This is a genomic window from Salmonella sp. 32020114201800008SM (assembly GCF_017572025.1).
Classification (GTDB): domain Bacteria; phylum Pseudomonadota; class Gammaproteobacteria; order Enterobacterales; family Enterobacteriaceae; genus Salmonella; species Salmonella enterica.
Genome location: NZ_JAGEQM010000007.1, coordinates 107,017 through 119,991, shown reverse-complemented (window position 1 = coordinate 119,991; position 12,975 = coordinate 107,017). Strand labels below are relative to the sequence as shown.

The 12,975-nt window shown below is 48.3% G+C and carries 10 protein-coding genes; 6 read left to right on the top strand and 4 right to left on the bottom strand.

The annotated features are described in order from the left end of the window. Positions 1–9: 9 nt before the first annotated feature. Positions 10–987 carry a tripartite tricarboxylate transporter substrate binding protein gene (locus tag J4613_RS18420; RefSeq protein ID WP_000744416.1) on the bottom strand — a complete coding sequence of 326 codons (978 nt, stop codon included), beginning with the start codon at positions 985–987 and terminating at the stop codon, positions 10–12. 154 nt (positions 988–1,141) lie between these two features. Here J4613_RS18420 and tctD point away from each other — a divergent pair, with 154 nt between their 5' ends. The 3 genes from tctD to J4613_RS18405 all read left to right on the top strand — a co-directional run bounded on the left by tctD (position 1,142) and on the right by J4613_RS18405 (position 4,364). Then, positions 1,142–1,816 (top strand): transcriptional regulator TctD, encoded by a 675-nt coding sequence (gene tctD, locus J4613_RS18415; RefSeq protein ID WP_001237934.1) that lies wholly within the window; start codon positions 1,142–1,144, stop codon positions 1,814–1,816. After that, complete coding sequence (locus J4613_RS18410; protein ID WP_000872338.1) at positions 1,803–3,218, top strand: sensor histidine kinase; 1,416 nt, start codon at positions 1,803–1,805, stop codon at positions 3,216–3,218. The genes tctD and J4613_RS18410 overlap by 14 nt, the downstream gene beginning before the upstream one ends. A gap of 132 nt (positions 3,219–3,350) precedes the next feature. Then, entirely contained in the window at positions 3,351–4,364 is a 1,014-nt protein-coding gene (locus J4613_RS18405; protein WP_001059351.1) for a HoxN/HupN/NixA family nickel/cobalt transporter, read from the top strand. A gap of 723 nt (positions 4,365–5,087) precedes the next feature. Here the strand turns inward: J4613_RS18405 and J4613_RS18400 are convergent. Next, complete coding sequence (locus J4613_RS18400) at positions 5,088–5,984, bottom strand: antimicrobial resistance protein Mig-14 (RefSeq protein WP_080170143.1); 897 nt, start codon at positions 5,982–5,984, stop codon at positions 5,088–5,090. Positions 5,985–6,277: 293 nt separating this feature from the next. Then, positions 6,278–7,207, bottom strand: coding sequence for a VirK family antimicrobial peptide resistance protein (locus J4613_RS18395; RefSeq protein ID WP_023231816.1), 930 nt, complete (start codon positions 7,205–7,207; stop codon positions 6,278–6,280). A gap of 518 nt (positions 7,208–7,725) precedes the next feature. Here J4613_RS18395 and pipB2 point away from each other — a divergent pair. The 3 genes from pipB2 (at position 7,726) to J4613_RS18380 (ending at position 11,991) form a co-directional block, all read left to right on the top strand. After that, positions 7,726–8,778, top strand: coding sequence for an SPI-2 type III secretion system effector PipB2 (gene pipB2, locus J4613_RS18390; RefSeq protein ID WP_001670212.1), 1,053 nt, complete (start codon positions 7,726–7,728; stop codon positions 8,776–8,778). 174 nt (positions 8,779–8,952) lie between these two features. Further along, positions 8,953–9,285 (top strand): hypothetical protein, encoded by a 333-nt coding sequence (locus J4613_RS18385; protein WP_077463764.1) that lies wholly within the window; start codon positions 8,953–8,955, stop codon positions 9,283–9,285. A gap of 531 nt (positions 9,286–9,816) precedes the next feature. Then, positions 9,817–11,991, top strand: coding sequence for a TonB-dependent siderophore receptor (locus J4613_RS18380; protein ID WP_272709544.1), 2,175 nt, complete (start codon positions 9,817–9,819; stop codon positions 11,989–11,991). A 41-nt stretch (positions 11,992–12,032) separates the two neighbouring features. Here the strand turns inward: J4613_RS18380 and J4613_RS18375 are convergent, their stop codons facing one another. Then, positions 12,033–12,968 carry an alpha/beta hydrolase gene (locus J4613_RS18375; protein WP_111742257.1) on the bottom strand — a complete coding sequence of 312 codons (936 nt, stop codon included), beginning with the start codon at positions 12,966–12,968 and terminating at the stop codon, positions 12,033–12,035. Positions 12,969–12,975 lie beyond the last annotated feature (7 nt).

Below are 12,975 nucleotides of genomic sequence, written 5' to 3'. Positions count from 1 at the left end.
CCTCCGCGATTATTTCGCGAGTCCGAAGGCTTTCGCCTGTTCACGGTAATCAGTAACCTGTTTTTTCACGTAGTCATCGAGCTGCTGGCCGGTCATGTCGAACTCAAACAGGCCGCGCAGATCGCGCTGCTTTTTAAACTCGTCGGTTTGCTGGAGCTTCTTGAAGGTATCCACCCACCACTGGTAATCGGCATCGCTGACTTTGGGCCCGACATAGAAGCCGCGAATAATCGGCCACACCAGGTCGTAGCCCTGTTCTTTAGCGGTAGGGACATTGGCAAGCTGGCCCGGCAGACGATTTTCTGAAAAGACGGCAAGGACGCGGATTTTGTCGCCGCCCAGATAAGGCACCATTTCACTGAGATCGCCGGAGACAACCTGAACATGGTTGCCCATTAATGCCGTCACCGGCTCGCCGCCGCCCTCAAAGGCAACGTAGCGCATCTTGTGCGGGTCGACGTTCGCCTTTTGCGCCAGCAACGCCGACTTCATCCAGTCCTGGCTGCCAATAGAGGCGCCAGCGCCAATGACCACGCTGTTGGGATCTTTTTCCATCGCTGTCATCAGATCTTTCAGCGTTTTCCACGGGGAATCCGCACGCACGGCGATCATGCCGTAATCAGTGCCCACGCTTGCCAGCCAGCGCACATCATCCACGCCGTAGCGACCAAATTTCCCCTGCGACAGGTTGAGCAGCGAACCGCCGGAAAAGGCGACCACAGTCCCGGGTTCGCCAGGGCGTTGGGCGACTATCGCGTTATAGGCCACAGCGCCGACGCCGCCGGGCATATACGTTACCCGCATGGGTTTCTCGATAGCGCCAGTCTCCAGCAAACTCACCTGAATCAGCTTACAGGTGAGGTCGAAGCCGCCGCCAGGTTTGGCTGGCGCGATACATTCCGTTCGCGACGGCGCCTCCTGCGCCAGAACAGAGGTACTCATTAATAAAATGCTTGCAGTAAGGGTACGAAGTAATTGTTTTTTCATTTTTTATCCTCACGCCGGACGTCCGGATTTTTCAGGTTCGGAAGAAGATTTTTGTGATTATGTGAGCCGACATGTAGCAGTTCGGTTGCGTGATTGTTAAAACAATAACCTTTCAATTCCCTTTCAATGCGGCAGAAACTTTACAGGATGTGATATGCGTCTCTTATTGGCGGAAGATAACCGTGAGCTGGCTCACTGGCTGGAGAAAGCGCTGGTGCAAAACGGCTTTGCCGTGGACTGCGTATTTGACGGCCTGGCGGCTGACCATCTTCTGCACAGTGAAATGTACGCGCTGGCGGTGCTGGATATCAATATGCCGGGAATGGATGGACTGGAGGTGGTGCAACGGCTGCGTAAACGCGGTCAGACCTTGCCCGTTTTGTTGCTCACGGCGCGAAGCGCGGTGGCGGATCGCGTAAAAGGTCTCAACGTCGGCGCGGATGACTATCTGCCGAAACCCTTTGAACTGGAAGAGCTGGATGCCCGTTTACGGGCCTTGCTGCGACGCAGCGCTGGGCAGGTTCATGAAGTTCAGCAACTGGGGGAATTGATCTTTCATGATGAAGGGTATTTTCTGTTACAGGGGCAGCCGTTAGCGCTGACGCCGCGTGAGCAGGCGCTCTTAACCGTATTGATGTACCGACGAACGCGGCCGGTCTCGCGTCAGCAGCTTTTTGAACAGGTGTTCAGCCTGAACGATGAGGTAAGCCCTGAAAGCATCGAACTTTATATTCATCGACTGCGTAAAAAACTCCAGGGAAGCGATGTACGAATTACGACGCTGCGCGGCCTGGGTTATGTGCTGGAGCGCGGCGATGAAGTGGGTTAAGCCGCAATCGTTGTACCTGCAACTCTTACTGTTCCTGGGGTTGCCGCTGATTCTGCTATGGGGGCTGTCGGCGTTTAACAGTTATGTCAATGCGCTACAGGCCGCCACTCAGGCTTATGATCGTACATTGCTCTCCTCGGCGCGAACGGTATCGGAACGGCTGGTGGTGCGCAATAACCATCTGGAAGTTAACGTGCCCTGGGTGGTGCTGGATAGCTTCGAGCTTAATATGAATGATCGACTCTATTACAAAGTCGTCGACCCTTCCGGAAAGGTCATTTCCGGTTATGACGATCTGCCTGCCATGCCGCCCGCTACGCCCCGTACCCGGCTTTATCCGGCGCTGGCGTGGTTCTATCATACCGAGTATCGCGGCGAGGCGATCCGCGTGGCGCGTTTGCTACAGCCGGTCAACGAAGGCGGCATTATCGGCATGGCGGAGATTTATGTCGCAGAGACGCTGCAGTCCCGTCGTTATCTGGCGGGCCAACTGCTGTTCTCTTCCTGGATCTCACAGGGTCTGCTGGTGCTGCTAACCCTGGTGCTGGTTGGCTGGTTATTACGCCGGATCCTGCGCCCTATGCGTCAACTTTCGTCATTAATGGTACGCCGCGAACCGGGTCTGTTAACGCCGCTGCCGGAACTGCTGCCGTGGTCGGAAACACGCTTGTTAATCGTGGCGTTTAATCGCTACATTGACAGGCTCCGCGGCATCCTCTCCCGGCAGGAACGCTTTAGCGCCGATGCTTCTCACCAGTTAAAAACGCCGCTGGCGGTGTTAAAAACGCAGGCGGCGGTGGCGTTAGCCAGCCAGCATCCTCATCACTGGTACGAAAGTCTGCAGGCGATGAGCGTAACGCTGGATAGCACCATTCAGCTCACGGAAAGATTGTTGCAACTTTCTGCGGTAAAGCATAAAGAGCAGGGCGAGCGGCGTTTTTCCCCGGTGAATCTGTACGATATCGTACAGAGCGGCTGTTTTACCCGCCTGGCGCAGGCGCGAAGTAAACATATCGACCTGGGCTACGAAGGCGAACAGGAAGCGATGTGGATCGAGGGGGATGAGGTACTGCTTAGCGAGCTGTGCGGAAACTTGCTGGATAATGCGCTGAAATACACGCCTGAGCAAGGCATCGTCACCGCGCGGCTTGAACGGGATGGCGATGCCGTGACGCTGGTTGTCGAAGATAGCGGCCCCGGCATTGATGATGAACACATCCATCTGGCGCTACAGCCGTTCCACCGGCTCGATAACGTAGGAAATGTGGCCGGGGCGGGCATTGGTCTGGCTTTGGTCAATGATATCGCACGCCTGCACCGTACTCATCCCCATTTTTCCCGTAGCGAAGCGTTGGGAGGGTTATACGTTCGGATACGCTTTTTAAGCCTTGTCCCGCAGTAATGCGCACAAATGTGTCAGCGGTAAAGCACGTTTACAAAAAGTCGCATCTTGAGGTGTGACGTTTTAATCAAATGATCATACATTCCCCCTACAAACCGTAGCGTTAATTAAAACTATAGTGGGTGCAGGGGCATGAATAATCATACTAAACGACGGGGAATAGCATTAACCGTCTTTCTTGTCGGGGTTAACATCCTGGCCTGGATTTGGGCGTTCTGTGTTTTTCATCACCATGCAGTCATGCTAAGCGCAGCCATACTGGCGTATAGCTTTGGGCTGCGTCATGCGGTTGATGCCGATCATATCGCAGCCATCGATACCGTCACCCGTAAACTGATGCAGCAGGGTAAAACGCCTTTAGGCGTGGGGGCGTTTTTTTCATTGGGTCATTCGACCATTGTCGTTCTGGCATGTCTGGCGATTGTTGTGACGTCGATGGCATTTCGCGATCGTATTGATGTTTTGCATCAATATGGTTCGTTGATTGGTACGGCTGTTTCCGCTTTTTTTCTGCTGGCGATGGCCCTGCTTAACCTGTTTATTTTGTTCAACGTCTGGCGGCAATTTCGCTCGGTTACCCGCGGCGAGTCAGTGAGGGCGCATGACGAGGCGATACCTGGCGGGCTGATGACGCGTATATTTCAGCGTACGTTTCGTTTGGTCACTTCCAGTTGGCATATGTATTTTGTCGGTTTTCTGTTTGGTCTGGGATTTGATACCGCAACCGAGGTTGGGTTGCTGGGCATTTCCGCTTCAGCAGCTAACCAGGGGCTATCTCTCTGGTCAATGATGATTTTTCCTGTGCTGTTTACCGCCGGGATGGCGCTGGTAGATTCCCTGGATAACTTTGTCATGGTCGGCGCTTACGGTTGGGCTTTCTCGCATCCATTACGTAAGCTTTATTATAATATGACCATTACCGCCGCATCCGTCATTGTCGCGCTGGCGATTGGCGGACTTGAGGCGCTGGGGTTGATTGATGATGCGTTACAGTTAAGCGGAACATTTTGGCAGACCGTCAGCACGCTTAACGATCATATGGGGAATGTGGGCTTCTGGGTAGTGGGTGCTTTTGTGCTATTCTGGCTGCTCTCGTTGTTGAATTATCGCTGGCGCGGCTATGATAAAATCACCCTCAATACCTGATTGATTTCTGTAAAAATAGCATTTCGGCAGTGGTGTCATATCATTGCCGAAGCATTTTATCTCCTGAGAGTATATTCTTCCCGGTAAGTGCGTTATTTTTCATGCTTGCCTTTCGTTATCAATTTAAGCAATCCGATATAACATACAATACCAAAAATAATAATAACAGTTGTATACCCAAGAATCAGCCAGTCTGCATGTGTCATAATATAATCCAGTTATCAGGTATCCCGTGTTAAGGCGATCTTTAAGCCTGTTGTCAGCAAGAACCACTGTACCCGTTCAGTGCTGTTGGGGCAATAACGTATTGTTTATGCACAAGAGCGTTGTTACAAATAACGTATACATTGAGCATAGACCTCACCCACATTTTTGTAATGCCATAAAGCAAGGCTACACCTTTAATCTACTGACGGTATGCCAGGCCAGAAGAGATAAAAGGGTAGTTGTCATCATCATCTGTTCCTGACGCCAGGTTAATGACACACACATATGAAAATGTATAACCGCTGCACGCTTTTTAGCACGTTATCTGTAACATACCGTGTTAATCAATTCCGTAAAACCGAGCATAGTGTAAGTGAATTTCGAGTAATTGTCATTATGATTATATGGTGGTTAACTTATTTTTTAAATTCTGATTAAATTTTCGTTTTTTATCATTTTATCAGGGTTTATGAAAAACCTGGGCGTAAAAAACATATTTACTTCCAGGCTTTCTTTTTAGCAAATCGATTTCCCGGTAAAATAGGGGGTCGACCACATGCGCTTATATTCCCATCCAGGCTTTAGTATGCCGATGGAGAAAAGCAATTTTTTTTGTCTTTCCTGGCAGTAATGTCTGGCACGGCTAATATTTAGCCACATTAGTATGCTGCCGGGACTGAGTGGCCTGAACTCATTTTTAATTGCACCATTAGATACGTCAAAGTAGACGTTCATCTGGCTTTCAGATTTCAATACGATATCAAATGCACAGGGTATCCCTTCAATATAAAGAATATGCCCAAACAGAAGGTGATGCAGTTGACTAAAAAAGTTGGCAAGGTTATCAGCGGGATAGCAGGATGAAGTATTGCCGAAACGAGACCGAAATAACTCGATAAAAATATGAGTCAATTCATCAGAAGAACAATCAGCAACGCTTTTTACACTTCCGCCTTTTTTAAGAAACCGCTGATATTCATTACGGCGTGTTTTTTCAAACTTAGAAGAGAACGTTTCTTTGACCAGACAATTTTGTTTCTTTCTGGCGAGTTTCCATATGGCATTGCGTATTTGTGGCTGATGCAACGCCGAAAGTCGGTTAGTACGATCGGGCAAGAAGCAGCGTAAATCTGGCGCCATCGGAATAAGTATCTCATCTGAAGATAGCGGGAAGGTTCTGCGCGTCAGGATGCCAATATTCTGATCATTACAGATAAAGTAGGCGCCTTTAATCTTATCATCTTCTTTATAGTGGAAGAATTTAAAATGCCAGTTATAGCGCTTCATGAAATAATCCACAATATCTGGGTGCATATTGATACTACCGCCGTATTGCGTAAACACCTCCCGGTATAGGGAAAAGGAAGACGGTTGCCAGCGGGTTAATATACGCTTAACTTCTTGTATTTTCACCAAAACTCCTGACTTGGTTTACTGAAAATTCTATTTTGTATTATTTTTTCGCTCAACCAAATAAAAAAGTGAAAAATGTTTAGCTTGTATTTAATGGTTAACATGCTAATCGATGACGTTATGGTGAAGGGAATAAGATTAAGATGTTGATCATAGCATGAGTGAAAGCGACGGTTTAATGCCGCGCTTTTCACTCGCAAGCCATTCTGTATTTAACCATCCAGTAGCGATACAGATTTCAAAGAGATCCGCTGAACGGTAGCAGGATCTGCACATCCGCGTATGAAATAGTTCTACCGGGAGAGGCTGTTAACCTCTTGTATTATTGTATCCAGAATATGATAGCGTTTCCGATACTCTGCGCGTTTTTTGCTGGGGATACTTTCAGGCGCTTTACGCATCACCTGTGATGGCAGATGATATAAGGCACCTTTCTTAACGCCGTTTAGCGACTCCCAGAATTCACTATAGCTGGCCACAAAAGTTTTTTTCTTCTGGAATAAGTACCTGAGTTGACGATAAACATGGTTGTTTTCACTTACCGCATAAATCTCGTCGACATTACAGGCCTGCATCAATGTTGCAAAAGCTTCATACAGCATCCGTTTAGGAAAGAGACCGTAACAATCTTTGGTGGCGTTACGTATGACTTGTGGGCCGACATGTTTACTGGGCCCTTGTAACCCGGCAACCAGCGCTATTTGCTTCCCTTCATGGCGGATAAAGGAAAATGATAAACGTGCCAACGGCGTATCATTGAAACACAGCGTTAATGTCAGTTCACCTTCTCTGTCATAGCCACAGGGACCGCAGTAGATATCTACCAGAGCACCGTTTTTTCCTTCCAGGTGAGCGAGTAAGATTTGTTCCTCGGACAGGAGGATCTTTTTAATTTTACTTTCCGGAAAGGACTGAACGAACTGGTAGTGTTCCAGAATAGCCCTTGCCCGGCAACGTATGCTAAGTCCGGTATACAAATAGGGCCGCTGGATTTTTGCCGGCAACAGTGGACGATGAATGATCAGCGTTCTGGGCTGAGACAGATGGCATAATTCATTGAAGTATTTAATTGTCGTTACGGGGTTAATAAGGCAACGTAATACAAATTTATAGCGAAACTTACGCTCTCCCCAGCGTTTATGGCGATAAGGCGTCTGCGCCATGACTTCTTTTAACATTAATAATGGATTATATCTTTCCATATCACTTTGCTGCATCGTCATACTACGTCCCTACTACTCGATAGACTTATAACCGAGACGGTAGCCTGATTGAGTTAAACGTAAAGGCAACGAAGAAGGTCTGTACAGACGATGTTGTTAAACAGTTTATCAATGGCGGTAATAAAACGCCTGAACACGCTTTTTAATAGGTTTTCTGCTAATGAGTGGGATGAGTCCTGAACGTAGTATTAAAACGAATGCCGTGTTTATTATTTTAAATAATGTTATATACTCTAAATAATTTGAGTTGCAGGAAGGCGACAAGCGAGCGAATCCCCAGGAGCTTACTAAAGTAAGTGACTGGGGTGAGGGAACGCAGCCGCAGCACATGCAACTTGAAGTATGACGAGTATAAGCCAATATATTTATTTGGCTGCTATTGTGTAAGCCAGACAGCAACGCGTCGTGATACGTTATTATGTAACCAGACGTAAAGGGGGTATTCACCTTATCTCTAAATGCAAATCTATATGATAAATTTTATCATGCACTGTGTTGCTGTCTCTGGGAGAAAATATATGGAGCGTTCACTCGATAGTCTGGCTGGTATGGCTAAATCTGCTTTTGGCGCGGGGACTTCTGCTGCTATGCGGCAAGCTACCTCGCCCAAAACCATTCTGGAATATATCATTAACTTTTTTACCTGTGGTGGGATACGTCGGAGAAATGAAACACAATATCAGGAATTGATAGAGACTATGGCTGAGACATTGAAAAGTACAATGCCTGACAGAGGTGCTCCGTTGCCAGAAAACATCATCCTGGATGATATGGATGGGTGTCGTGTCGAATTTAATCTTCCTGGTGAGAATAACGAAGCTGGACAAGTTATTGTACGAGTCAGTAAAGGCGACCATTCTGAGACAAGAGAAATTCCGCTTGCCTCTTTTGAAAAAATATGCCGAGCTTTACTATTCAGATGCGAATTTTCTCTCCCTCAGGATTCTGTAATATTAACTGCCCAGGGAGGCATGAATCTTAAAGGCGCTGTCCTTACCGGAGCAAATCTGACGTCAGAAAATTTATGTGACGCAGACTTAAGCGGCGCAAATTTAGAGGGGGCAGTGCTGTTTATGGCGGATTGTGAAGGTGCAAATTTTAAGGGCGCAAATCTATCGGGAACATCACTAGGCGACAGTAATTTCAAGAACGCCTGTCTGGAAGATAGCATTATGTGTGGCGCTACCCTCGATCACGCTAATCTTACTGGCGCCAATTTACAACACGCGAGTCTGTTAGGCTGTAGCATGATAGAATGTAATTGCTCCGGTGCAAATATGGATCACGCTAATGTTTCAGGCGCAACCCTTATACGTGCCGATATGAGCGGTGCGACATTACAGGGTGCTACTATAATGGCTGCTGATATGGAAGGCGCTATCTTAACCCGGGCAAACCTGCAAAAGGCGAGTTTCATTTCTACGAACCTGGGCGAGGCTGATTTGTCCGAAGCTAATTTAAAAAATACCAGTTTTAAAGATTGTACACTAACCGATTTGCGTACTGAAGACGCCACAATGTCTACGAGTACACAAACACTCTTTAACGTATTTTATAGTGAAAATATTTAGCCCTATTTGACGTAAATCTGAAATAAAAGCAATGTAAGAATAACAATCTGCTACTGAATAGTAGCTGGGAGTAAATTATTTACAGTATCTTTTATTATTACAGGAGTATGCGACGGTAAAAATATCTGAATAACTATTTCTATTTTCTCAAGTAGAACTTCCAACTAAAGTGAATTGTTTGAAAAGGAAAACGTTATGCCTGGATGTATAAGTGCCTGTTCGTGCGTTGCCAGCCCGACGCCTCCCGATCCTAAGGGCCCCCCCGCGCCTAAATGGATAGAGTTAAAAGGTTATTGTGTTACATGTACTAGTCAGGAGGATATTCGTCCACCTAAAGGGGGTGAATCAAAGCAAAAAATGACACCCAGCGAGTTAGTGCTGTTACGAGGTCTTTTAAAAGATCTGGGGGTAACACAACATCCCTGGCAAGACCCGACAGTAAAATCCACTAACTGTGGGTTGCCATTTTTCCCGGTAGATCCTGGGGAACGAGAAACCGATGTTTGATGGTTTTCAGTCTGCAAAGCGCCTGATAAATATTACCAGGCGCTTTGTATTTTGGCGCCAACATCACTTTCATCGTCATATATCGAATGACTACAATCGTATCCGATCCCACCATTACCCAGACGGAAAGTCGCTGGCAAACTGTAAGAATGGTTCGCCGTCGGCAGGGAAGCGGCGGTGAACCCTGAACCGTGCTATACCATCTTACCTGGGTGTTTCTTGTGATTAACGATCTGAAAAATAGTTTTATTTTATCTATTTCTGTTTTGTAAAACCTCCGTTCAGTAGGCGCATTATGCCCCCCTTCCCGGATTTACTGGCAAAGCGGAGCCCGGACAGAGAGTCATATTGCAAAATCCCGTTTCCGTTTTTTTATTACCAGATTTTTGTGGTCGAAAGATTGCCTTTTCCTTAATTGAATGATAATTATTATCATTAGCATATGATAATAATTACTATATAGACGTAACCTGGCAAGGATGTGAGCTTGAGGGCAACAGCGCTACTTTAGACATTATTTAGGGAATGGGTATGAGAGTTAAGAAGTTCATCTGGTTAATAACCGTGGTTTCTACAGGGGTTAATAGTCCATTATCAGCAGCAGAATCTACTGACGACAACGGCGAAACGATGGTGGTTGAATCCACCGCCGAGCAAGTATTAAAGCAACAGCCGGGCGTTTCGATTATTACTCGTGACGATATTCAAAAGAATCCTCCCGTTAACGATCTTGCCGATATTATTCGTAAGATGCCTGGGGTTAATCTTACCGGCAATAGCGCCTCGGGGACGCGCGGAAATAACCGACAAATTGATATTCGTGGTATGGGGCCGGAAAATACCTTAGTGCTGATTGACGGCGTGCCGGTGACGTCGCGAAATTCGGTTCGCTATAGCTGGCGCGGAGAACGCGACACCCGTGGCGATACGAACTGGGTACCGCCGGAGATGGTAGAACGTATTGAAGTGATCCGTGGGCCCGCCGCCGCGCGCTATGGCTCCGGTGCCGCTGGCGGGGTGGTGAATATCATCACCAAACGTCCGACTAACGACTGGCACGGCTCGCTGTCGCTCTATACCAACCAGCCGGAAAGCAGCAAAGAAGGTGACACCAGGCGGGGTAACTTTAGCCTTAGCGGCCCGTTGGCTGGTGATACGTTGACGATGCGCCTGTACGGTAATCTCAACAGAACCGATGCCGACAGCTGGGATATTAACTCCTCCGCCGGTACCAAAAATGCCGCCGGACGGGAGGGGGTCACCAATAAAGATATTAATAGCGTCTTCTCATGGAAAATGACCCCGCAGCAAATCCTTGATTTTGAAGCGGGATACAGTCGGCAGGGGAATATCTATGCCGGCGATACACAAAACAGTACTTCAAACGCGGTTACCAAAAGTCTGGCGCAGTCCGGGCGGGAGACCAATCGCCTGTACCGGCAGAATTACGGTCTAACTCATAACGGCATCTGGGACTGGGGGCAAAGCCGCCTGGGGTTCTACTATGAAAAAACCGATAACACCCGCATGAATGAGGGGCTCTCCGGCGGCGGCGAGGGGCGTATTACCAACGACCAGACGTTTACCACTAACCGCCTGACCTCGTATCGCACCAGCGGCGAGGTGAATGTCCCGGTGATATGGCTATTTGAGCAAACGCTCACCGTCGGCGCGGAGTGGAACCGCGATGAGCTGAACGATCCTTCCTCTACCAGTCTGACGGTTAAGGATAGCAATATCGCCGGGATTCCCGGTTCGGCGGCTAACCGTAGCAGCAAAAATAAATCGGAAATCAGTGCGCTGTACGTTGAAGATAATATCGAACCCATGGCCGGTACCAATATTATTCCGGGCCTGCGTTTTGACTATTTGAGCGAATCCGGGAGTAATTTTAGTCCCAGTCTTAACCTTTCCCAGGAGTTAGGTGAATACGTCAAGGTGAAAGCCGGTATTGCCCGGGCCTTTAAGGCTCCGAACTTGTATCAAACCAGTGAGGGGTATTTACTCTATTCGAAAGGCAACGGTTGTCCAAAAGATATTACGTCGGGCGGCTGTTACCTGGTTGGTAATAAGAACCTCGATCCTGAAATTAGTATCAATAAAGAGATTGGGCTGGAATTTACCGTAGACGATTACCACGCAAGCGTCACGTATTTCCGTAACGATTATCAGAATAAGATTGTCGCAGGTGATAAAATTATTGGCAGAAGCGCATCTGGCGCTTATGTATTGCAGTGGCAGAACGGCGGTAAGGCGCTGATTGAAGGTATTGAAGCCAGCATGGCTGTTCCGCTGATGCCGGACCGTCTGAACTGGAATACCAATGCGACTTATATGATCACTTCTGAGCAAAAAGATACCGGTAATCCCTTATCGATAATCCCGAAATATACGGTGAATACCTTCCTCGACTGGACTATCACCAGCGCGCTCTCCGCTAACGTCAACTGGACGTTATACGGCAAGCAAAAACCGCGAACACATGCGGAGTCGCGTAGTGAAGAGACCAAAGGATTGTCCGGGAAAGCGCTGGGGGCTTACTCACTGGTCGGCGCTAACGTTAACTACGATATCAATAAGAACCTGCGTCTTAATGTCGGTATCAGCAATATCTTCGATAAACAGATCTATCGCTCCGCCGAAGGGGCAAATACCTATAACGAACCGGGGCGGGCTTATTATGCCAGTGTGACGGCCTCGTTTTGATGGATTATGCCCGCCGCTGGCGGGCATATTCTGGCGGCGGGTTAATGGCAGCGTGGTTTTTGGCTTGCCGGTTCGCGACTGATATCCAGCAATGCACTGCGAAAAGAGGCGTTAAACATGGGCCCGTGGCCCAGGCCCGGGTAATGCTGCAGGGCCGCGTTAACGCCGTTGTTCTCAAGCGTTCTCACGGTCTCCTGAACTTTTTGCAGGAGCTCGGCCATCTGGCGTTGCCTGCTATCCCCATTCGACGCTGAACCTTCCATTATGATGAGTTTTTTATGGCAGAACGGCGACGGCTTCACTGCCGTAAGGCGATTCAACAGGGCAAAGTTATCCCTGCTGAGTGACGGGCTGGCGCTGTAATAGATATGAAAGAAGGATGACGACAGCCAGGAGTCCAAAACGAACAGGCCGCCATAAGAATGTCCCCATACCCCGCGCCGTTCGGGGTTGATGGTTATTCCTTGTTCCACCTGCGGCGCGATATGTCTCTCCAGTAGCTGGCGGAACGCTGGCCCGCCGCCGGTCTTACGATGAAAACGCGGGCTATTTTCACTGTCATCGCGATCGATTCCCGGCACCGACGTATAGTCATAAGCTCTGCCGTTAAGATCAAACGGCAGGTTAGTCTGATAGCCAATCGCCACAATCACCGGCGGCGAGCGGTCTGCCAGTCGTTTGAGCAGCGCCTCCGGCAGCCTGTCCATCACTGCGTTGCCGTCCAGCATATATAAGACAGGATAACCCGACGGCGGGGCGGCTTTATTGGGGATAGCGGTCCATACCCGGTAATGTCTTGCGCCATCGGCAGATTGAAAGTCATTGACCCTAAAATGGTAATATCCCGAACCTTTATCAGCAATATTCGGTCCTAATGGCTGCATATCCGGCTGCGCATAACTCAGCGCGCTAAAACAAAAACTCACTAAAAATAGCGCCATGCGATAGCACTTGTTGTGGTACTGGCGACCATACATCGGATGT

Bases quoted from the DNA above. Each gene is read 5' to 3' on its own strand.
- J4613_RS18420 (WP_000744416.1), bottom strand. From the start codon at position 987: ATGAAAAAACAATTACTTCGTACCCTTACTGCAAGCATTTTATTAATG.
- tctD (WP_001237934.1), top strand. From the start codon at position 1,142: ATGCGTCTCTTATTGGCGGAAGATAACCGTGAGCTGGCTCACTGGCTG.
- J4613_RS18410 (WP_000872338.1), top strand. From the start codon at position 1,803: ATGAAGTGGGTTAAGCCGCAATCGTTGTACCTGCAACTCTTACTGTTC.
- J4613_RS18405 (WP_001059351.1), top strand. From the start codon at position 3,351: ATGAATAATCATACTAAACGACGGGGAATAGCATTAACCGTCTTTCTT.
- J4613_RS18395 (WP_023231816.1), bottom strand. From the start codon at position 7,207: ATGACGATGCAGCAAAGTGATATGGAAAGATATAATCCATTATTAATG.
- pipB2 (WP_001670212.1), top strand. From the start codon at position 7,726: ATGGAGCGTTCACTCGATAGTCTGGCTGGTATGGCTAAATCTGCTTTT.
- J4613_RS18380 (WP_272709544.1), top strand. From the start codon at position 9,817: ATGAGAGTTAAGAAGTTCATCTGGTTAATAACCGTGGTTTCTACAGGG.
- J4613_RS18375 (WP_111742257.1), bottom strand. From the start codon at position 12,968: ATGTATGGTCGCCAGTACCACAACAAGTGCTATCGCATGGCGCTATTT.